The sequence below is a fragment of the Desulfobotulus pelophilus genome, from assembly GCF_026155325.1.
Lineage (GTDB): Bacteria > Desulfobacterota > Desulfobacteria > Desulfobacterales > ASO4-4 > Desulfobotulus > Desulfobotulus pelophilus.
Genome location: NZ_JAPFPW010000006.1, coordinates 53,311 through 74,024, shown reverse-complemented (window position 1 = coordinate 74,024; position 20,714 = coordinate 53,311). Strand labels below are relative to the sequence as shown.

The 20,714-nt window shown below is 49.9% G+C and carries 16 protein-coding genes and 1 tRNA gene; 7 read left to right on the top strand and 10 right to left on the bottom strand.

All coding sequences use genetic code 11. From position 1 onward, the window contains the following. Nucleotides 1-115 precede the first annotated feature (115 nt). Together kdsB and OOT00_RS16215 are read right to left on the bottom strand one after the other, a co-directional pair. Complete coding sequence (gene kdsB / locus OOT00_RS06910) at nucleotides 116-844, bottom strand: 3-deoxy-manno-octulosonate cytidylyltransferase (protein WP_265424580.1); 729 nt, start codon at nucleotides 842-844, stop codon at nucleotides 116-118. Between the two features lie 393 nt (nucleotides 845-1,237). Continuing rightward, nucleotides 1,238-2,374 (bottom strand): A/G-specific adenine glycosylase, encoded by a 1,137-nt coding sequence (locus tag OOT00_RS16215; RefSeq protein ID WP_303649905.1) that lies wholly within the window; start codon nucleotides 2,372-2,374, stop codon nucleotides 1,238-1,240. Between the two features lie 202 nt (nucleotides 2,375-2,576). On the opposite strand from OOT00_RS16215, the gene OOT00_RS06895 reads away from it, so the two are divergent. Together OOT00_RS06895 and OOT00_RS06890 are read left to right on the top strand one after the other, a co-directional pair. After that, nucleotides 2,577-2,933 carry a DsrE family protein gene (locus OOT00_RS06895; protein WP_265424579.1) on the top strand — a complete coding sequence of 119 codons (357 nt, stop codon included), beginning with the start codon at nucleotides 2,577-2,579 and terminating at the stop codon, nucleotides 2,931-2,933. Next, nucleotides 2,914-3,522, top strand: a complete 609-nt coding sequence (locus tag OOT00_RS06890; protein ID WP_265424578.1) for a class I SAM-dependent methyltransferase — start codon at nucleotides 2,914-2,916, stop codon at nucleotides 3,520-3,522. Before OOT00_RS06895 ends, OOT00_RS06890 begins: the two co-directional genes overlap by 20 nt. 87 nt (nucleotides 3,523-3,609) lie before the next feature. Here the strand turns inward: OOT00_RS06890 and OOT00_RS06885 are convergent. After that, nucleotides 3,610-3,685: transfer RNA gene (locus OOT00_RS06885), tRNA-Ala, on the bottom strand. Nucleotides 3,686-3,906: 221 nt separating this feature from the next. On the opposite strand from OOT00_RS06885, the gene OOT00_RS06880 reads away from it, so the two are divergent. Next, complete coding sequence (locus OOT00_RS06880; RefSeq protein ID WP_265424577.1) at nucleotides 3,907-5,784, top strand: peptidylprolyl isomerase; 1,878 nt, start codon at nucleotides 3,907-3,909, stop codon at nucleotides 5,782-5,784. Between the two features lie 81 nt (nucleotides 5,785-5,865). Here the strand turns inward: OOT00_RS06880 and OOT00_RS06875 are convergent, their stop codons facing one another. Then, nucleotides 5,866-6,534 carry a hypothetical protein gene (locus tag OOT00_RS06875; RefSeq protein ID WP_265424576.1) on the bottom strand — a complete coding sequence of 223 codons (669 nt, stop codon included), beginning with the start codon at nucleotides 6,532-6,534 and terminating at the stop codon, nucleotides 5,866-5,868. A gap of 335 nt (nucleotides 6,535-6,869) precedes the next feature. Between OOT00_RS06875 and OOT00_RS06870 the strand changes: the two genes are divergently transcribed. Next, nucleotides 6,870-8,525 carry a Na/Pi cotransporter family protein gene (locus OOT00_RS06870; protein WP_265424575.1) on the top strand — a complete coding sequence of 552 codons (1,656 nt, stop codon included), beginning with the start codon at nucleotides 6,870-6,872 and terminating at the stop codon, nucleotides 8,523-8,525. Nucleotides 8,526-8,631: 106 nt separating this feature from the next. Here the strand turns inward: OOT00_RS06870 and OOT00_RS06865 are convergent, their stop codons facing one another. Together OOT00_RS06865 and OOT00_RS06860 are read right to left on the bottom strand one after the other, a co-directional pair. After that, nucleotides 8,632-9,156 (bottom strand): peptidylprolyl isomerase, encoded by a 525-nt coding sequence (locus OOT00_RS06865; RefSeq protein WP_265424574.1) that lies wholly within the window; start codon nucleotides 9,154-9,156, stop codon nucleotides 8,632-8,634. 158 nt (nucleotides 9,157-9,314) lie between these two features. Continuing rightward, nucleotides 9,315-11,027 (bottom strand): acyl-CoA dehydrogenase family protein, encoded by a 1,713-nt coding sequence (locus OOT00_RS06860; protein WP_265424573.1) that lies wholly within the window; start codon nucleotides 11,025-11,027, stop codon nucleotides 9,315-9,317. A 416-nt stretch (nucleotides 11,028-11,443) separates the two neighbouring features. On the opposite strand from OOT00_RS06860, the gene OOT00_RS06855 reads away from it, so the two are divergent. The 3 genes from OOT00_RS06855 to OOT00_RS06845 are packed head-to-tail and all read left to right on the top strand — an operon-like array spanning nucleotide 11,444 to nucleotide 14,864. Further along, nucleotides 11,444-12,487: a tRNA dihydrouridine synthase gene (locus tag OOT00_RS06855; protein WP_265424572.1), complete on the top strand. Its 1,044-nt coding sequence runs from the start codon at nucleotides 11,444-11,446 to the stop codon at nucleotides 12,485-12,487. Next, nucleotides 12,468-13,124 (top strand): lactate utilization protein, encoded by a 657-nt coding sequence (locus tag OOT00_RS06850; protein ID WP_265424571.1) that lies wholly within the window; start codon nucleotides 12,468-12,470, stop codon nucleotides 13,122-13,124. Before OOT00_RS06855 ends, OOT00_RS06850 begins: the two co-directional genes overlap by 20 nt. 39 nt (nucleotides 13,125-13,163) lie before the next feature. Continuing rightward, a complete protein-coding gene (locus OOT00_RS06845; RefSeq protein WP_265424570.1) occupies nucleotides 13,164-14,864 on the top strand; it encodes a potassium channel family protein in 1,701 nt (566 codons plus the stop codon). Between the two features lie 19 nt (nucleotides 14,865-14,883). Here the strand turns inward: OOT00_RS06845 and OOT00_RS06840 are convergent, their stop codons facing one another. Genes OOT00_RS06840 through OOT00_RS06825 form a run of 4 tightly spaced genes read right to left on the bottom strand, consistent with a single transcriptional unit; the run spans nucleotide 14,884 to nucleotide 20,417 of the window. Then, entirely contained in the window at nucleotides 14,884-16,563 is a 1,680-nt protein-coding gene (locus OOT00_RS06840; RefSeq protein ID WP_265424569.1) for an FAD-binding oxidoreductase, read from the bottom strand. A gap of 13 nt (nucleotides 16,564-16,576) precedes the next feature. Next, nucleotides 16,577-18,136: an FGGY-family carbohydrate kinase gene (locus OOT00_RS06835; protein WP_265424568.1), complete on the bottom strand. Its 1,560-nt coding sequence runs from the start codon at nucleotides 18,134-18,136 to the stop codon at nucleotides 16,577-16,579. Then, nucleotides 18,133-19,671, bottom strand: a complete 1,539-nt coding sequence (locus OOT00_RS06830; RefSeq protein WP_265424567.1) for a glycerol-3-phosphate dehydrogenase/oxidase — start codon at nucleotides 19,669-19,671, stop codon at nucleotides 18,133-18,135. Before OOT00_RS06830 ends, OOT00_RS06835 begins: the two co-directional genes overlap by 4 nt. Nucleotides 19,672-19,679: 8 nt before the next feature. Continuing rightward, the gene (locus tag OOT00_RS06825; RefSeq protein WP_265424566.1) at nucleotides 19,680-20,417 is read right to left on the bottom strand and encodes a GntR family transcriptional regulator; all 738 of its coding nucleotides are present in this window, start codon (nucleotides 20,415-20,417) and stop codon (nucleotides 19,680-19,682) included. Between the last annotated feature and the right edge of the window lie 297 nt (nucleotides 20,418-20,714).

The window sequence follows — 20,714 nt, the reverse complement described above, 5'->3', positions numbered from 1 at the left end:
CTTGCAGACCGGCACATGTGCAGAAAAGACTCTGCACCTGATTTTAATCACGATGAATGTATACAGATATGACAAAGCCTTTTTTTTATGTCAACAGGAGTTTAAAAAAGAAAGATCACATCATTTTGTTTTCAATACGTCCAATGTCTTCCGGCAGATCGACTTCAGGAGAGTCATGTTCTGTCATGACAACCCGTACGCTGTATCCATGCTCTAAAGCCCTGAGCTGCTCAAGTTTTTCGATTTCTTCCAGTGTACCGGTGGGAAGGCTCATAAAAATATTCAGAAAGTGAACGCTATAGGCATATATGCCGAGGTGCTTAATATAGGAACAGGCAGTCCCGTCATCCCGTGGGAAGGGGATGGCTGCGCGGGAGAAGTACAGGGCATTGCCCTTACTATCCAGTACAACTTTTACATCTTTGGGGTCACTGATTTCTCTCGGATCCTGAATGATGAAGCCCAGCGTGCTCATGGACAGGGATGGATCCAGCTCCAGGGGTCGTGTGACCTCATTGATACAGGAAGGATGCAGAAGAGGCTGGTCTCCCTGTACATTCACAAGAATATCGCCGGGATCAAGGCCTAGGATCCGCGCGGCATCCGCGACTCTGTCCGTTCCGGACCTGTTGTCGGCAGAAGTGATGACAGCCCTGCCACCAAAATCTTTCACTGCTTTTGCGATCCTGGTATCGTCCGTTGCTACCACAACGGCATCTACAGCAGCAGCACGGCAGCGTTCGTACACATGCTGGATCATGGGACGCCCTTTGATGGGCATCAGGGGTTTTCCTTCCAGTCTGCTGGAACCCCATCGGGCGGGGATTATTACAATTTTTTTCATCAATCCTCCGGATTGTAAGGGTAGGGAACAACATGGCAGAGGGGTGTAGCACAGGGCTGGAGAATCCTCAAGCAAAGCCTGAGTGGCAACAAAAAGCCGTGGTTTTCTTAAGGGGATATCAGCCCTTCCGCTGATATCAGTAATCACTGAACGGCATGCTTTCTTTCAGGAGAATGAACTGTTTCGTGTTTCAATGGTGGTTTGCAAGATACGAAAGAGTTCAAAACTTGTCTCGACAAAACCATCTCGTTTTCAATTCCCATAAAAGGAACCGGGGCTTTATCTATGTCGAGTGGGAAAGGAACTCATTAGTAGGAAGGATCTGTCGGCTTGCCAGTGCGCTTACCTCGGACAGGCGCACTGGCAGCCCTGCGGGTTGAATCCGCTTGTCTTTTAATCGGACTGTCTGCATGGGGGAGAAAAGAAGTTGTCCGGTTGATTCTGGAGCCATCTGAGCAGGGCAGGCATGCATTTGCGATTGGCTGCTGGAAAGGCCAGTGTTTTCATCTCGGCACTGGGAATCCAGCGAAAATCAACCGCGTGGGTCAGGCGGACTTCCAAGCCTGGTGCAGGGCAGCCAAAAAGGGCCAGACGGATCCGGAAATGGCTATAGGCATGGTCAATGGTGCACAGGTGGTGCAGGTTTGTCACAGTCAGTCCCGTTTCTTCATAAACTTCCCGGATACAGGCCACTTCATTGCTTTCTCCTTTTTCACATTTTCCGCCGGGAAATTCCCAGAATCCTGGCAACATACCCGAATCCGGTCGTTTGGTTACAAGAATGTTTCCCATAACATCCACAACAGCCGCACAGGCAATATGATAAAGTGGCACTTTCTTTTTTGTATTTCGGACAGGAAACAGCCCTGTTGTTCCCTGATCGAAAGCTTTGCAGAAAAACGAGACAGGGCAGATAGGGCATTGAGGTTTTGCCGGTGTGCAGACCAGAGCTCCCAGTTCCATGATGGCCTGGTTGGCATCTCCGGGATTCAATGGATCCAGCAGCAGGTCGGCATAGGGCTGGTAATGCCGGTGGCTGGAGCCATTAGCAGGAAACGGATCGGTAAACAGTCGCGCCATAACCCTTTTTACATTCCCGTCCACCACAGCGTCCCTATGGCCGTAGGCTATGGAGCAAACGGCGGAGGCAATATAGCTTCCTATACCCGGGAGCTGAAGCAGGCTGTTTCTGCTCTCAGGCAGTGAGGTTTCTCCTCGTTCCGTGAGGAGAATGGCAGTTTTTTTTGCATTCAGGAGTCTCCTGTAATAGCCGAGTCCCTCCCAGGCTTTGAGAAGCCTTTCCGGGTCCGCCGTGGCCAAGGCCTCAAGGGTAGGGTATAGGCGTATAAATGAGGTAAAATAGGGAATGACCGTGGCTACGCGGGTCTGCTGCAGCATGACCTCTGAAATCCATATGGCATAAGAGTCCCGGGTTCTGCGCCATGGCAGATCCCTTTTGTTCTGGTGAAACCATTCAAGAAGGGCTGCCCGGAAGAGGGATATTTCGTTTTCTGACGGAGGAAAACCCATTTGTTTTCTTTCAAAAAAGGTGGCAGCAGGAGTGCATTCCGGCGGATGCCGGTTATGTTTTTTCAATTGTAGCATGTTTTTACTGGCAGAAGCGTCGCTTTTTGATGGATTTTTTCTGTTTTTCTTTTACTCTGCAAGTATATGGGCACTGCTTGGAAATCGGGGCCTGACACGGTAACAGTTAATCCAATAAGGAGGTAATATGGCAGAACTCCATGTGGTTTTACATCTTGATGATCCTGAAGAAAAACGACTTGGTATCGGTTTGACGAACCTTGAAAATCTTATCCGTGCCGCAGGTGGTCCTGCCCATGTGAACGCACATTTTGTGGTAAATGGCCCTGGGGTAAAGCTGTTCAAAGAACTGAAGCAGGAGTTTTCACAAAGGTTGTTGGCGCTTGCAGAAGCCGGTATTCATTTTGTGGCCTGCCAGAATGCCCTGAAAGCCAATGCGATGGATCCTTCGGAATTACCGGAAGGGATGCGAACCGTTCCAGCAGGTATACTGGAGCTTGTCCGGTTGCAGCAGGAGGAAGGGTGTGCTTATATCAAACCCTGATAAAAAAAAGGCGGCCGTCATTCGGTACTATCGGGAAAAGGCAGACGTATTTACCCGAAAAGCCATGGCTGCAGACCCGTTGTCCTTTCTGATGCCCTTTGTCCGTCAGCTTTCTCCGGCTGCACGAGTTTTTGATTTTGGATGTGGGTGCGGACGGGATCTTAAATTCTTGAAAGAGATGGGCTTTCATCCGGAGGGGATCGAAAGATCGCCAGAGCTGGCAGCCATAGCACGCAGCTATTCGAATTGTCCGGTGCATGAACTGGATTTTGAACATGGGAACCTGGCAGATCGGAGGGCTGAAGCCCTGCTTTTTTCAGGCTCTCTTGTTCACCTGACCCCTGATGAAGTACAGTATGTCCTGGGTCTGGCCCTTCCATCCCTTACGCCCAAAGGAAAAGTGTATGTTTCGCTCAAAGAGGGGGAAGGGATAGCGGAAGACAGCCATGGCCGGTGTTTTTTTCTGTGGACGGAAAAAAGGGGGAGTGAGTTGTGGGACAGAACAGGATTGCGGAATCTGTCTTTTTCACGCGATGTTTCCATACATGGTACCGTATGGCTGGCCTGGGTGCTGGAGTGCGGAGAATGAACCAGAATGCTCTCCCAAAAGCATTTTTTTCAGAGAAAAATTTGAAAAAAAAAGCCTCTGCATAAGCAGAGGCTTTACGGTATGATTTGGTGGAGCAGAGGGGGTTCGAACCCCTGACCTCATGGCTGCCAGCCATGCGCTCTCCCAGCTGAGCTACAACCCCACGGCATGTACGGACGATGAATTACAAAATACTGCAGATCATGTCAATGAAAAAATAAAGAAGAAAAACTGTCTGGGTCAGCAGTTTTGATGAGAAGGCCCGTTGTACGGAAAAAAATATTGAAAATCCGGCTGAATTCGATATTCTTCTTTATTGGTGCATAAAGTTTATAATGGCATTTACATTGTCTTCACTTCTTTTAGAAAGAAAAGGATTCTTCTATGCTGGCACGGATACGGGCGAAGGCGTCCTCCTGGATGGTCAAGTTTATTCTGGGTATTATCGTCCTTGTTTTTGTTTTTCTGGGCGTTGAGTCCTATCACATGGGACAGCAGAGCAAGGTTGTCACTGTTAACGGCACAGTCATCGATATAGAAGTTTACCGTGCGGAGTATCAGTCCCTTGTGGACCAGATCCGAAGGCAGTTTGGAGGGAACGTATCTCACGAAATTCTTGAACTCTTTCGAGTGGAAGAGCAGGCTCTGCAGCGTCTGATTGAACGGGAGCTCTTGCTTCAGGAGGCAGCCAGACAGAACCTGCAGGTCACGGATGGTGAAGTGGCTGCATCCATCGCATCCATTCCAGCCTTTCAGTCCAAGGGTGCTTTTGATCCGGCTCTTTATCGGTCTTTGCTGGAGCGAAGCGGTATGGGTGTTGCTTTTTTTGAAGCCAGGCAAAGGGAAGATCTTCTTCTTGGTAAGCTTCAGAACCTTATCTTCGGAGGTATCCATGTGTCTGAAATGGAGGTGCGGGATTTTTTTAATGCCCGCCACCGAAAAATTGCCATGGAAGCGGCTGTGTTCCGCCCGGCAGACTTTACCCCGGAGCCTGTAACAGAAGAAGTTTTACTGGCACGTTACGAGACCCATAAAGAGGTCTATCGTACGGAACCCATGAGGAAAGCGGTTTTTTTGCGTTTTGCCATGGATGATTTCATTGACAGAATTGAAGTTCAGGAAGAAGAAGTCCACCATGAGTATGAGGTACGTCTGGAAAGTTTCCGTGACCCGGAAAAGATTACGGCCCGTCATATTTTGATTCAGGTGGACGAAGATGCGGAAGCGGAACGCCTGAGTGCCGCAAGGGAAGACATAGAGCGCATTCGCAAAGAGATTCTTAGCGGAGCAGATTTTTCTGAAATGGCCCGCCAGTATTCCCATTGTCCCAGTGCATCGGAAGGAGGAAGTTTAGGCACTTTCCCCAAAGAAGCCATGGTCGCTCCCTTCTCCGCGGCAGCTTTTGCTCTGAAAGAGGGTGAAATCAGCGAACCTGTTCAAACCCGGTTCGGCTGGCACCTTATTCTTGTGGATGAAAAACGGAAGGAAAGCATCAAGCCTTTGGAGGAAGTAGCCGCTGGTATCCGCCGGGAACTGCGGGAAGAAAAGGCGCGCCACAAGGTCTATGATGCTGCGGATGCAGCCTATGACGCTACTCTTTCCGGTGCCGATCTCAGGGAAGTCTCCGGAATCTGGGAGCTGCCCCTCCATACGACCTCTTTTTTTGGACGAAGAGGCCCTTCATCGGGTGTGACAGACGGCAGAGCCTTTGCTGAAGCTGCCTTCTCTCTTTCTGATAGCGAGGTGAGTGAGCTTGTGGAGATCGATGATGCCCTCTATCTTATTTCCGTAACAGAGCGAGTCGAATCCCGCATCCCTTCCTTTGAAGAAACGAAAGACCGCCTCGAGGCTGATATCCGTAAAGAGATGGCTTCTGATATGGCACGTGCCAAAGCAGAAGAGGTGCTGACTCTAATACAGAAGGGCGAAGCAGGTGCCAGCCCATTAACGGTAACAGGTCTTTTTGGCAAAAACGACCCCATCCCGCAAATTGGCCGCCTTCCTGCTCTGAACCGTGCCGTCTTTTCTCTGGAAAATGATAAAACCATGCCAGATGAACCTGTGAATCTTGAAGAAGGGTTTGCCGTATTCCGTATCCTTGAAAGAGTTCTGCCCGATGAAGGCTTTTTTATGGCTGCCCGGAAAGAGATGGAGGCAGAGCTCAGGGGACAGAAACAAAACCGGATGTATGGACAATGGATTAATGGTTTAAAAAGCGGAGCCAAGATAAAGGTGGAACCCGCTTTCCAGAGGCAGGGCTAATTTGCAAGCTGCCCTCTCTTCGCTGAAAGAGGGGGCAGCTTGATCGTTGGTACGTGTTACCGGAAACAGAATGGAATTGGATCAGGAGTTGTTGATTACAAAAAAAACAATTCTTGCAATTTCATCAGAATCATCGGCAATCCTCTCAATCAGGCCAGCCAGCTCCATAAGGTGTGCCATTGAAACGGCACTGACACTTCCTTCCAGAATTTTTCTTTTTGTCCTGCGTGCAATGACCTGAGCATTATCAGTTTTATCCAGAATTACCTCAGCGGCTGCAATGACGTTTTTTTTGTTTTTAGCATTTTTTTTCTGGAGCCATCTGCCAGCCGACAAGGAAAGTTTTTCCAGCTCTTCCACGGTTTCACCGGCGGCATCCGCCAAAAGAAACAGCTCTGTTTCCAAAGGATCTTCTACCGGATCTTCACGGACCAGTACCCATTCCAGAACCTGCTCCATATGGAGAGCAATGCGGGCGTGGGCACGAATATAACGGTAACAGAGAGTCGGGCGTATGGTCAGGCGTTTAAAGAAGCGGAAAGAGAATACCCCATCGCATTCAAGTCTTTGAATTTCCTTACGAAGTCGGAACACGTCTTCTTTGAAAGGCTGAGCCATATCGGTTTTTTTGGAAATGATGCATTCCATAGCCTGCTGAAAGGCAAAAGCGCATTCTTTGAGATGGCGGGTTACATGACGCGTCTGTGAAAATGGATTTTCAACAAAAAATGTGATTCCAGGTAGAAACATGGGATTGTCCGATTTTTTTTGATGGAAAATTTTCTGCACCGCAAGGCCGTAATTGTGCAGAGCCCTTTTTCTTCCGCAGGCCATAACACCATTGGAGGAGTATAATCAAGTCCGGCATGAGGGTTCATGGTCCGAATTCGCATTGACAGCAAAGTCATGTGGTGTATAAAAACTCCGACAGACTGCAAAACCATAAAGGAATCCTTGCGGAACCGGATGGTTTTGTTTTTTTTAGAATCCGGAACATCCTGCCCCTCAGGGGCCATGATGTTGACTCTGGAAAGGTAAACTTGCGTCCGAACGAGGGAAGTCCGTAAGGATGGGGGGGAAAAGGGATGCACGAAATTGACTGGCTAGGCTTTACCTGCCAGCTTCTTGGTGGTTTGGGGCTTTTTCTTTTCGGTATGCGGATGATGTCGGACGGCTTGCAGAAATCGGCAGGAGACTCTCTGCGCAGTATCCTGGAAAAGCTGACATCAAACCGTTTTATCGGTGCTTTTGTGGGAATCATTGTGACGGCAATGGTTCAGAGCAGTTCGGCAACTTCGGTCATGGTTGTGGGGTTTGTGAACGCCGGCCTTATGAATCTTACCCAGGCATTGAGTGTGGTTCTGGGTGCAAATGTGGGGACAACGGTAACAGCCCAGCTGATTGCATTTAAAATTTCTGCACTGGCACTCCCGGCCATCGGTCTGGGAGTTTTTTTGCGTCTTTTTTCAAAAGTTCCAAAGAGACAGTATTGGGGAGAGATCCTTGTAGGTTTTGGCCTCCTTTTTCTTGGCCTTCAGGTGATGACGCAGGGTTTTGTTCCCCTGCGTCAGAGTGAAATGTTCCGGGAAGCTTTTGTTTATTTTTCTGTCAACCCTCTGGTGGCCGCCCTTGCCGGTGCTCTTTTGACCATGCTGGTACAGAGCAGTTCTGCCACCATGGGTATTACCATCGCCCTTGCCAGCACCGGTCTTATCGATTTTTATGCTGCCGCAGCCTTTGTAATGGGTGAAAATATCGGGACAACAATTACGGCCAACATTGCTGCCATCGGTGCTAATAAAACGGCTAAAAGAGCTGCTTTGGGGCACTTTCTTTTTAATGCCATTGGTGTCTGCTATATGTTGATTCTATTGAATTTTTTTACAGGTTTTGTGGATATGATCACACCGGGTGATCCTGCTTTTGTCAATGCGGAAGGCTTTCACCCCTATGCAGCCCGTCACATTGCCAATATTCATACCTTGTTCAATATAATTAATATAATAGTCTTTCTGCCCATGATCGGTTTTTTGGCCCTATTGTGTGAACGCATTATTCCCGGCAGGGATATTCCGGATGCCAATGCCACTCTGCTTGATGAAAAACTCATTGATACACCAGATATGGCCGTGCGCCAGGCGAGGAAAGAAGTACAGCGCATGAGTGGCTATGCCCTTGAAATGCTGATCATGGCACGAAAAGCCATGTTTGAGCAGGATCATAAGCTGATCAATCGCATCTATGAGCTGGAAAGCTCGGTTGACAGAATGGAAAAAGAGATCGGCACCTATCTGGTCAAGCTGTATCAGACGCCCATGACAGAGCGTAATTCCCGCTATATTAACAGCATGATGCACGTAATTCATGATATTGAGAAAATTGGGGACTACAGTGAATCCATTGCCCGTTATGCGGAAAAAATGATTCAGGATAAAATGAGTTTTTCCGATGCTGCGCGGGAAGAAATGGCAGAAATTTTTGATGTGGCCATTCGTTTTTGCAGCCATGTCTTTGAGGGGTATAATACGGGTAAGTTTGGCATATGGGTGGATACTGCCGATGAGAATCTTATTGACCAGATGAAAATTCAGTTTAAAAATAATCATATGGATCGCTTAAGCTCGGGCGTGTGCAGTGTGGCCATGGGTATTCTTTTTGTTGATATTTTAAATAAGCTGGAAAAAGTGGGGGACAATGCTTTTAATATAGCTCAGGTACTGGTGCAGCGGGAGCTGGGTTAAACGGTGTCCCTTGGTAAAAGCTGGATGAATAGAAACAGGACAGCTCCTTGCACAAGGAGAATGTCCTGTTTTAGTTTGTGAAAATTATTTTACAGCGGTTCCCCGATCAGGCCCTCTGAATGGTAACCTTCTGGAGGATTACGGGTTCAACGGGTTTGTCCTGCCGGTCAACAGATACCTTTCCGATACTCATCACAACATCCAGTCCCTTTGTTACCACACCGAAAACCGTATGGCGGTTGTTCAGATGGGGAGTGGGGGCGAGGGTGATGAAAAACTGGCTGCCATTGGTTCCGGGGCCTGCGTTGGCCATGGAAAGGATGCCGGGGGCATTGTGCCGGAGCTCTTTATTGAACTCATCTTTAAACCGGTACCCCGGATCTCCCGTGCCGTTACCCATGGGGCAGCCGCCCTGAATCATAAAATCATCGATCACTCTGTGAAAGGTGAGGCCGTCATAAAAATTCCCCTGACGGATGGTTCTCTGGCGGCCTTCGGCGAGATTGACAAAATTCCATACGGTTTCCGGGGCTTCTTTGACAAAAAGTTCCACTTCAAAATTTCCCATGCTGGTTTCAAATGAGGCGGAGAGGCCGTTCACCTCTTCTTTGTAGTCGGATTTTTTTAACATGGTTTCTCCTTGGATGAGTCGATGTCGTTGTTCCTCTGTAAGTACAGAATCTGGGTCTTTTACCAGCTCGCTTGGGAAGGGGAAAGAAAAAAAGCTCCCCCCATGGGGGGAGCTTCGGAAAAAAGGTGATTTGCCTGCCCGTATTCAGGGGGCAGAAATCAGGGGTTCATATGGTAGGCATCCACCAGACTGTAAATTTCATCCTGGATGATGCGGTTGAAACGATCCAGGTTAACCACAGGTTTTTTATACATTTTAGTACAGAGTTCCTGTTGTTTTTCACTGGTGGCCTGCTTCATGGCCAGATCCATGGCATAGCGGGACATGTCCCTTACAAAGACATCAAAAAGAGAATCCATAATATCATCGGAAATATTTTCGATCTTTGCTGACTCACAGATGAGCTGAGCATAGGGTACCATGGCAAAGCACTCACCAAGGGCATAAAGGAAATCGAAGTTTTTCATCTGTTCCATCAGATCCATACCGGAACCCATGAGGAATTCCTTGAAAGCCTCAATCTGTTCCATAAAGACTACGGCGTTGGGCAGATGGGAAAGAGCCTTGAAGGTTGGCATGTAATCATGGAATTGGATTTTGCCGTAACCCTTGGTGGGACCCTGCTGGAAGAGGAAGTCATCGTTCTCTCCACCATTCATGCGGGGAATTTCGGGGTATCCTTTGGGATTGAAGATGTAATTGGGAATAAGCTTGGCAATGAGTGCCATGTTGACATGCTTGGTGCCTTCCAGCTTGGGCATGCCTTTGATTTCCACGGCAGCCTGCTCGAAATACATATCCTTTTCAAAACCCCTTGCAGCCAGGATGTCCCAGAGAAGTTCCATGACCTGTTCACCCTGGATGGCTGTTTTCATTTTCATGAGTGGATTAAAGAGAAGGTAGCGGCGGTCTTCGGGATTGGCGGCCCGCAGATAGTCCGTAGCACGCAGGCCAAAAAGTTTCATACCCACAATGCGGCACCAGGAGTCAAAAAAGAGCTGCTGGATATGGGCGAACTCCGTTACATATTTGCCAAAGAGGTTCCGTTTGGCGGCATGGTTCAGGGTTTCGTAAAGGGAATGCTCGCAAATTCCGATGGAAGCAGAGCCAATATTGAACTTGCAGATATTGATGGTGTTCAGCATGTCATCCCAGGCCTTCTGGCCCCGGGAGAGAATTTCCGCTTCCGTAATGGGGTAATCATGGAGGGCAAATTCAGCCACATACATCTGATTCTGGGCGATGACATTTTGAATGCATTCATATTTTTCATGGCTGGAGTCCACCACAAAGAAGACATAGTCATCTGTGTCCGCCATCTTACCGAATACCGTAACCGTGCCGGCCAGATTGCCGTTACCTATATAATACTTGGACCCCTGGGCCAGATAGGTCCCGTCTGCCTGAGGGTAGAGCTTCACTTCACTGGAGTAGATGTCTGCACCGTGGGCGCGTTCGGAAAGGCCGAAGGCACACAGGGGATTTTCCTTGAGCTTGGCGGCAGCTTTATGCTTGGCTTCCTCGTTGTCACCGAGAAGTACGGGATCAAGACCAAGGGTGGATACATGGAACATGTACCAGTAAGCGGACCCGTAGAAGCCCAGAATTTCAGAGAATTCAAACATCCGGTAGGTTGAATAGTACTGATTCGGATCTTCTCCGTAACCTTTGGGCAGGAAAAGGGTTTCAAAAATTCTTTCTTTTTTTACAAATTCCGCAAAATCATAGGTGAATTCCCGACTGTGAAAATCCTCCTTAAGTTTCGCCAGTCCTTTGTTCTCAAAGAACTCGATGGTTTTTTTCATTACTTCTGCAGATCTTGCGTCCGGATAATTGCGGTCTTTGTACTGTTTGGGATTAAAAAGAACCATGGTGCCTCCTCGGAATGTGTTGTACTGTGTCAAGCGACCTTCCTTTGGGAAGGATTGGATTGCCTGTGTTCATGGGTGCACGGACTGCGGCGGATGATGGAATGACCTTTACCGGGGCAGCCTGTCGCTGTTCCGGAAAATCCGCACTATTGGATTCCAACAGGTTTCATAAATCCGGCAGTGTTCTGATGGACCATCTTGCCAGTGATAGCACTCGCCCCAGGTTCCTGCAACGGAATTTGGGGTAGTTTTTTGTAAATAATGCAGGTGTTTCTCTATGCTGAATGCCAAGGCTTGAAGGGCCTCTCTGGGAGGCTTTTTTGTCACGTTTGTACAAAAGTGTTTTTCATTATCGAACAACTCGTTACTTTTTTTTCACTCTCTTGCCACATAGTGAAAGGGTTTCAGGCCGTATCATGAATCATGAACATAAAAGGGACCAGTTCATCATGGCTCCCATGAGGGGCTATACGGATGCTGTTTTCCGTGACATATGGGCGAAACATTTTTCAGGCATGGATGAGGCCGTTGCTCCGTTCATTTCTCTGCAACAGGCTAAAGATCTTTCATCAAAAATTCTTGCCGATGTAGCACAGAAAGGGGAGCGCTCCATTCCCGTTATACCCCAGATTCTTGGAAACAGCTCACAGGCCTTTGTGGCTCTGGCCTGCCGCCTTGCCGATCTTGGCTTTCAAGAACTTAACTGGAATCTTGGATGCCCCTTTCCCATGGTTGCCAAAAAGACAAAGGGATCAGGTCTTCTCTGTTTTCCCGAAAGGATTGATGCGTTTCTGGAGGAGGCCTGTGCCTTGTCTCCCCTTGGTGTTTCCGTAAAAATGCGTCTCGGCCGTCATGACAGCCGGGAAACGACGGCCTTACTCGAAGTTTTGAACCGCTATCCCCTTGAACGGATTATTCTTCATCCACGGGTTGGTGTTCAGATGTATGAAGGCAGGCCGGATCTTGAAGCTTTCCGGTCTTTTCTTCGTGATTCCAATCATCAGGTGATCTATAATGGAGACATATGGTCAAAGGATGACTTCATGGCTCTTTCCACAGAATTTCCCGGTGTGAAGGGGTGGATGCTTGGCAGAGGCCTGCTGGCTGATCCCTTTTTAGCAGAACGCCTGCGGGGAACTTTTCATTCGGGAGATCAGACGGAACTCATCCGGTTCAGATCTTTTTATGATGATCTTGAAAATGCCTATGGAAAACGTCTTTCAGGAGATTCCCATCTCCTTTCCAGAATGAAAGGTTGGTGGCTTTGCTTTCAGGAAAGCTTTGAAAATGGAACAAGCTTTTTTAAAAGCCTCAGGAAACTGAATCGAATGGAAGTCTTCCGCAGGGAGGTAACAGGTTTTCTGGACAGTAAACCACGCTGGCGTATGCCGGAAGCCGCTGGCTGGGTGAAGGGTTCTTCACTATTTCAGGGAGGAAAAGATGACACAGACAGCCATTGATGCATACTGGAAAAAAAAACTGGAAGATCTGGCGGAAAAGCTGACTGAAAATGGTTTTGTTTCCCATGTGGTGGGAGATACACGGGCAGCATGCAATCTGGTTACAGAACAGCTGATTCCTGCCATGCATCCTGCCTCCATTGCATGGGGAGGTTCGCGCACCTTTATTGATACAGGCCTTTACGATATTCTGCGTCAGCGTAGTGACATCAAAATTCTGGATACATTTGATAAGAGCATTGACAGAGAATCCGCCATGGAAAGACGACGGCAGGCCCTTCTCTGCGACCTGTTTTTTACGGGTACCAATGCCATAACGGAAAAAGGTGTTCTGGTAAACCTTGACATGATCGGTAACCGTGTGGCAGCCATTACCTTCGGTCCGCGGAAGGTGGTGATTCTTGCCGGACGGAACAAGGTTGTCAGGGATGTGGCCGCAGGCATGGAGCGAACCCGTGGATATGCCGCACTGGTTAATATCCGCCGTCTGGGAAAGCAGACACCCTGTGCCAGTGCCAGCCGTTGTATGAACTGCAGCAGCGAAGACCGCATTTGCAATGTCTGGACCCTCACGGAGAAGTGTTTCCCCAAAGGTCGAATCCATGTGGTGCTGATCAACGAGGATTTGGGCTTTTAGCCGTTTTCTGTTCCAGTGTCTACTAAACAAGGAAGTTGCATGAAATTTCTTCCCTCCCAGCTGATGTATCTTCTTCAGGACCGGACAGCGCGTCGTAATATACGCCTGCTATCACGGTTCATTGTGATTCTTGCGGGTGTGATCGCCCTTTACAGTATGATCTTCCATTTTTTTATGCTCATGGAAGGCCAAACCCATTCCTGGGCCACGGGTGTGTACTGGACGCTCACCGTAATGTCTACTCTTGGTTTTGGCGACATAACCTTTCAAAGTGACATTGGTCGGATTTTTTCCATTGTTGTACTGATATCCGGCGTGGTGTTTCTTCTTGTCATGCTTCCTTTTACCTTTATCCAGTTTTTTTACGCTCCATGGCTGGAAGCACAGACTCAGTCCAGAGCCCGGCAGAGTCTTCCGGATGATATGGGAAATCATGTTATCATTGTTGGCTTTGAACCCGTAGCCACAAGCTTTATAGCCAGGCTGGTTAAATATGACAGAAATTATGCGCTGCTGGTCCCAGATGTGAATCAGGCATTAAGTCTCCGAGATCAGGGATATAAGGCACTGGCCGGTGATCCCGATGATCCGGATACCTACATGAGGTTGAACATTCAAAAGGCCTCCATGTTGCTGGCCCTCACCGATGACATGAAAAATACCAATATCGCTTTTACGGTAAGGGAGCTTTCTAAAGATATCCCCATCGTTGTTACTTCCGATAAGGATGAATCCGTCGACATCCTGAAACTTGCCGGAGCAACCCGGGTTTTTCAGTTTCGCAAAATGCTGGGTGGTTTTCTGGCACGGCGCATTGTTGGTCCCGGTCTTCAGTCCGCCATTATCGGTCGCTTTGAAAAACTCATGATTGTGGAAGCTCCGGTCATGCGGTCCCGCCTGGTGGGAAAAACCATTTTAGATTGCGGAATCCGTGAAGCCACGGGACTGAATGTTGTAGGACTCTGGGAAAGGGGAATTTTTAAACTTCCGAAGCCTGACAGTTCCATTCTCTCGGAGACGGTACTGGTGCTGGCCGGTTCCATGGAACAGGTTCTGGCCTACGAGGACTTTGTGGGAAAACAGCCGATATCACCGGATCCCGTTCTTATCCTTGGTGGCGGAAGGGTGGGGCAGGCGGCCGCGGAAACTCTGGATTCACGGGGTGTTGCTTATAAAATTGTTGAAAAAAACAGCAAGGTTGCCACAGGGAAAAAAAATATGGTTGTGGGCAGTGCCGCGGATCTGGATGTGCTGATGGAAGCGGGCATTCAAAAAGCACCTTCGGTTTTCATTACCACACACTCCGACGACATGAATATCTACCTGACCCTTTACTGCCGAAAACTTCGTCCCGATATTCAGATTATCAGCCGGGCCACCCTGGACCGGAATGTGGGGATTCTCCATACCGCTGGGGCCGACCTTGTCATGTCCTATGCCGCTCTTGCAGGGAATACCCTTTTTAATCTTCTCAGCCCCGGCAAGGTTCAGATGCTCACGGAAGGATTGAATATTTTTCGTATCCGAAGCCATAAAAATCTTGTGGGCAAGTCCCTGTTTGAGAGCGAGATTCGTAACCAGACAGGGTGCAGTGTTGTGGCCATGGTGCGTGGAGAGCATATGGATATCAATCCTCACCCCTCAAGCATCATAGAGCAGGATACGGAGCTGATTCTTGTGGGTACGGCAGAGGCTGAAACGGAATTCATGCATCGCTTTCCAGAAAAAAAACACAGGTAAGTAGCCGGTGAAGCGTTTTTTATAAACCCATGATGCCCGGTCCCATAATTCCCTTCGGGTCCAGATGACGCTTCACCGCTTTCAGCAGATCCATGCTTTCCTTGCCCAGCTGTTCTTCCATGAAAGGGGCCATCATCCGGCCGACACCGTGATGATGGGAGAGGGTGCCGCCTGCATCCAGGATTCTGCGGATAATTGTTCTGTGAAAAGTCCGGTAGGCTTCTGTATTCATCATCCGACTAATAAAAATGAAATAGAGATTGGTGCCCTGGGGATAAAAATGGGAAGCATGGGACATGCAGATGATTTCCGGATTCTGCTTGATGAAAGCACGTACGTTCCGATGGACCTCATGAAGCCTGGACCATGGGACTCCCGTTTCAAGGGTGTCGATAATTATGCCAAAATCAAGAAGATCCTCACGCATATATGGATCCATGTAACGGCTGTGCTCCCATTTTCGTACCGGGTAAGCTGTCAAGGACATGCCGCCCTGCTGCCTGGCAATACGCCGTACCATAGCGGCTACCTCACGGGCATGAATGCGCTCACCCTCTGCCGTCCCCAGCATCAGGCAACGGGCCATGGGTTTGAATCCCATCCATCGCATCCAGTGATCCAGTGGGCCGGATTCCACGCCGTAGAGTTTCAAAGCCACATCCGTTTCTTCTTCATCTGATATGCGCAACACCGCCGGCATGCCACCGTCTGCCTGACTGATTTCCCGTGCGGCGGTTACGGCGCAAGACCAGTCATGGAAGATGAAGGAAAAAGATTGTCGATTTTGGGGCATAAATCTGAAAATTTTCATGGTGACACTGACCAGCACTCCGAAAGCACCTTCGCTGCCCTTGAAAAAATCCTGGATCCTGGGTCCTGTTGCGGTGGCGGCAATGGAAGAGGTCCGGATGGTTCCCCGGGGCGTAACCATCTCAACGGCAAGCAGAAGGTCGGCTGCATCTCCGTAATGGGAAGAGGCCTGACCGGACCCCAGAGTCAGCACCCATCCCCCCACACTGCTGTACTCAAAGGACTGGGGGAAATGTCCGCCGGTATAGGCCCGTACGGCTCCCATGCGGGAAGGTGCCTCATTGAGGATCTTTTCGTACTCCGCTCCCATCATGCCGGCCTCTACGGTTACGCACAGATCCGTTTCATTCAGGGAGTGAATGCGGTTCATGTGAGTTCCCATAACCAGTGTAATACCTCCCTTATCCATACGATGACCAAGGGTAACGGAAGATCCTCCACCGTAAACCGACAGAGGAACACCATGGGCATGGCAGAGAGTAACAAGGGCCTGCACATCATTTCTATGCCGGGGATGGACCACCAGATCCGTAAGTCCTCTGACCCTATGCTGGCGAAGATCCATGGATTCTTCCGTCGTTTGTCCGGTGCTGTACCGGAGACGGCTGTAAACATCCCTCTCCACCTGATCCTTCCCCACAGCCTGTTCCACGGCGTTCATAAAATCTTCTGACAGTTGAGGTGCCAGGTCCATGCCTACTACCCTTGTTTCACCCGTGAACTGCCTTTCCCTGAAGTCTGCATTATCAAGCCCGAAATTTTGTTTCAGCATGCGGAACAGTCTGGGGCTGGGATGCTTAAAGGCAGCAGGATTTCCCCATTTGAAAATACTACGATAGCTTTTTTCCGGGGGTGGCGTTTGTATCCATGGGGGCAGAAAAATTTTCATGGGTGGTTCCTTTTTAATGGAAATGTGAGTCCTCAGGATATCCTGTGATATCCCTGATTTTACGGTAAAGCGGTGCCAGTGCCGTGTACATGCGCTGATACACTTCCGTATACAGCCTGTGGTAGAGTTTTACATTGTCAGGGTCCGGAAGAAAATGGCCCTGAACTCTGACCATGCGGGAAAGGGCGGTAGAAAAGTCCGGATGGATACCCAGCCCAACAGCTGTTACCAGGGCGGCTCCCAGGCCTGAGGTTTCACTGGTTTCCCCACGGATCAGGGGCCGGTTGAAAATGTCGGCAGAAATCTGGCAGATGGCATCACTCTGGGATGCGCCTCCGGATACGGCAAGGGTCTGAATGCCAGACCCTCCTTTTTTTTCTATGCGATGAAGACCATCCAGAAGCCCGTAAGCCAGCCCTTCAATGACAGATCTGTACACATGGGCACGGGTGTGCACATCGCCAAACCCGATGAGGCTGCCTTTGGCATCTGGGTGATGCAGGCCGGGGCTCCAGAACGGTTGCAGTATGAGGCCCATGGCCCCGGGAGGCGTACGGGCCAGGAGGCGATCCAGCAGAATCTCTGCAGCCATGGAGCATTTTTCTGCTTCCTGTATTTCCGGATGACCGAACTCATTCTTGAACCAGGCGATCATCCAGTAGCCCCTGAAAATTTCTACTTCCGGATTGTAGTGGCCGGGAATGGGGGCCGGATAGGCAGGCATGAAACGGAGGGGTTCAAAATACCGGGGGGTGGTTGTCTGAACCGTAGCGGTGGTACCGAAGCTGAGGCTGGCCATGGTAGGACCGGACACCCCGGCCCCAAGGGTTTCGCAGCCTTTGTCCGAACCGCAGGCAATGACCGGTGTCCCGGCACGAATACCGGTAGCGGCGGAGGCTTTTTGGGTTACACGGCCAAGTGTCTCTCCAGGGTTCAATAATTCCGGGAGTTTGCTGGGATCAACGGGGAATATCCGGTGACTGACGGACCAAGGGCCGCTCCACTTCTGCCTTCGATAATCAAAGGGCAGATGGCCTATCTGAGAGGCTCTGGAATCAGCAAAACGCCCGGTAAGTCGGTGGTTCAGAAAGCCTGAAACCTGTACGTAGCAAGCTGTTTGCTTCCAGATCTCCGGCTCATTCTGTTGGACCCAGTTGCCTTTGGCATCGGTCTGAGCTTTATGAATCAGACGGGCCGCACCGGCAAGATGCAGAAAAGGGGTAAGAATGCCGGGCTTCCACAGGGGCTGAGCCTTGCGCTGGTCCAGCCAGGTAATGGAAGGGCGAAGGGGATTGCCGTCTCCGTCAAGGCAGACCATGGTTGCCCGCTGGGTCGTTACCCCCAAACCGCTGATCTTTGAAAAAGCGTTCGGCTCTTTTTCTTTCAGGGAAGTGCAGACTTGGCAAAGACTGTCCCAAAACAGATCCGCATCCTGCTCCGCCCATCCGGGTTTGGGACTGTGGTAGGGCTCATAACACCGTCTTTCACTGGCAAGCAAGCGGCCCTCAGTGGAAAAAAGATGGGCACGGAGGCTCTGGGTGCCGCAGTCAATGGCAAGAAGTACTTCATTCATGGCAGATTTCCGTTTGGACAGTGTTCTTTTTGCCATATGGCACCATAGCGGATAATTTCATTGTTCCACTTATCATCGGACCATCCCAGTTCACTGCTGGCCAGTTCGCGAATTTCCGGGATCAGACCCATGGCCCCATTTTTTAGAAGAATTCCCAGGCGCAGTCGTCGCAGGAGCAGATCGTCCAGGTGGCGTACACTGCTGTCTGCGGCGGCAAGGAGAATTTCAGCCCGGATATGGTGGGTGCCTGTAATGGGCTGGACCATGCTTTGATTACGGAAATTTATTTTGAGAATATCCTCTCCGTATCGTCCGCATAGGCGCTGCCAGCAAGCCGGATTCAGAAGAGGAGGGCAGGGGAGATGCCGTGTATTCACCACAGGCGTACGGAAGTCCGGGAGCTTCATTTTTTTTTGTCGGCAGGCCAGCTTCAGGGTATCTCTGGCCAGCTTTCGAAAGGTGGTCAGTTTTCCTCCTGTTACGCTGATTAACCCCGGAGACTGCCATGTAATATGTTCTCTTGACTCATCGGAAGGAGAACGATCTCTGTCCATTGAAAGGACAGGGCGTATTCCGGAAAAGGTGCTCAGAATGCTGTCCCGATGGAAAGCAATGCCGGGAAAGACACGCTGGACGGCTGTGAGCAGGTAGCTGATTTCTTCCGATCGGATGCGGGGCGTATGCATATCACTGGCATGGGCATCCCTGTCCGTTGTCCCCAGCAGCAGGACTCCTTCCCACGGAAGTAAAAATACGGGCCTGTGATCTTCCGGATGGAGAAAGCTGACAGCTGTTCTGAGGGGCAGGAGGCTTGCCGGAAAAACAAGATGACTGCCTCTCAAAGGACGCATATGCTGTTTTCTGGAAGGAAGAGGATGAATCAGGGCAGCATCGGCTCCCGTGGCATTGATGACCAGCGCACTCCCGTATGCGTTGTTTTCTCCAATTTCCCCGTCCCGGGTACGGACACCTGTCACACGACCGTCAGGTCTGCGGACAAGTCCCGTTACTTCTGTGTAGTTCAGCGCTTCTGCCCCGGGGTACAGGCAGCCTTCCCGTATCAGCCTCAGGACCAGAGCGGCATCATCCACCTGGGCATCTTCAAACAGAAAACCGCCTTTGAGCCAAAGAGGGTTCATTTGTGGAAAGGTAGCACTGAGCTCGCTGGGTAGCAGGAATCGGTGTCTGCTTTTGCCTGCCATGAGATCATAGAGAAAGAGTCCTGTTTTCATCTGCAGAGCGGATGGTCCGGTATCTTGATAAACTGGCATCACGAAGGAAAGGGGGGTGACCAGTCCGGGAAGTTCCCTCAGCAGTCGTTCCCTGTGGCGGACGGAATCCATTGTAAGGTGGAGAGCACCCTGCCGGAGGTAACGAAGTCCGCCGTGTACCAGTTTGGAAGAGCGGCTGGATGTGCCTGAGCAGAAGTCATGCCGTTCCAGCAACAGGACGGAATGACCGGATGCGGCTGCTTCCCTGAAAATTCCGGCTCCGGTAATGCCGCCACCTATTATGATCAGATCATAGCTTTTCATGAATTTCCTCATGGGACAAAATTCGGGTCTTTGATTTCGGCTGTGTCGAAATCGGGTACCGGAGTGTTAGAGGGGAAGAGGGTCTGCCAGTAGAGAAGGCTATTCTCCATGGCGGCCGATACGCATTTTTCCACAGCCTCCGGGTCGTGAGGGAACAGGGATCGTAATGTTGCATAATACCGCAAGGACTGGTTCCGGATATCAGGGGCTTCGAAATAAAGGGTGCCTCCAGTGCGGAACAGATCCCTGAAGTCATTGTAGACCAGAAGGGTTGTGCGTTTCCCGGAAGCACGGATCAGGATTTCCTGAATTTTCCAGTCAAATTCAGAAAAGGTTTTGGGGCCATCCGAAGGAAGTGCCTCGGTGGAAAGAAGGATGTCCAGGCATTTGGGGGAACGCTGGGCTGCGATACGGGCACAGGGTGGCAGAATCTGCCTGCGCAGTTCAAGAAGTTCCGTAATCAGGGAAAGGGGGATAAAGTCAGGATAGCGGGCAAGGGTGCTGAGGATGCCCAGTCCACCTTTTTCCCAGATATCATTAACTACGGAACTTTTTCCATGACGAATGGTGATCCACCCCTGATATTCGAGAAACTTCAGAATTTCTCTGAGTGTTGGTCGGGTAACTTCCAGAATGGTTGCCAGCTCCCGTTCGGGAGGGAGTGGAGTGCCTGCTGGCCATGACCCGGAAAGGATGTTATGCAAAATGGTATGCTTTGTATGAAGGGATGCTGCGATGGGCACCATGAACCTCCCTGGATGCAGGTTGCCTGGGGTAGAGGAGACGCGTAATGGATTCTGCTGTTTACCAGCCGATCGTCACCCCATGGATGCGGAGCTGAAAATGTATCCTGCCGAGGAAAAAAGCAGAAAGACGTGCCCTGTGCCAGCCTTTGATTTCATCTGCCATGAAAACAAACCTTTTTGGGTTCCATGCATCGAACCTGCACTGTTTCCCTGTCTGTGACCATGATTGTTGTATGACGATGTCTGGTAAGAGGTCATACCAGTTTTGTCGGAAAGATCAAGCCTTACCTACAACCG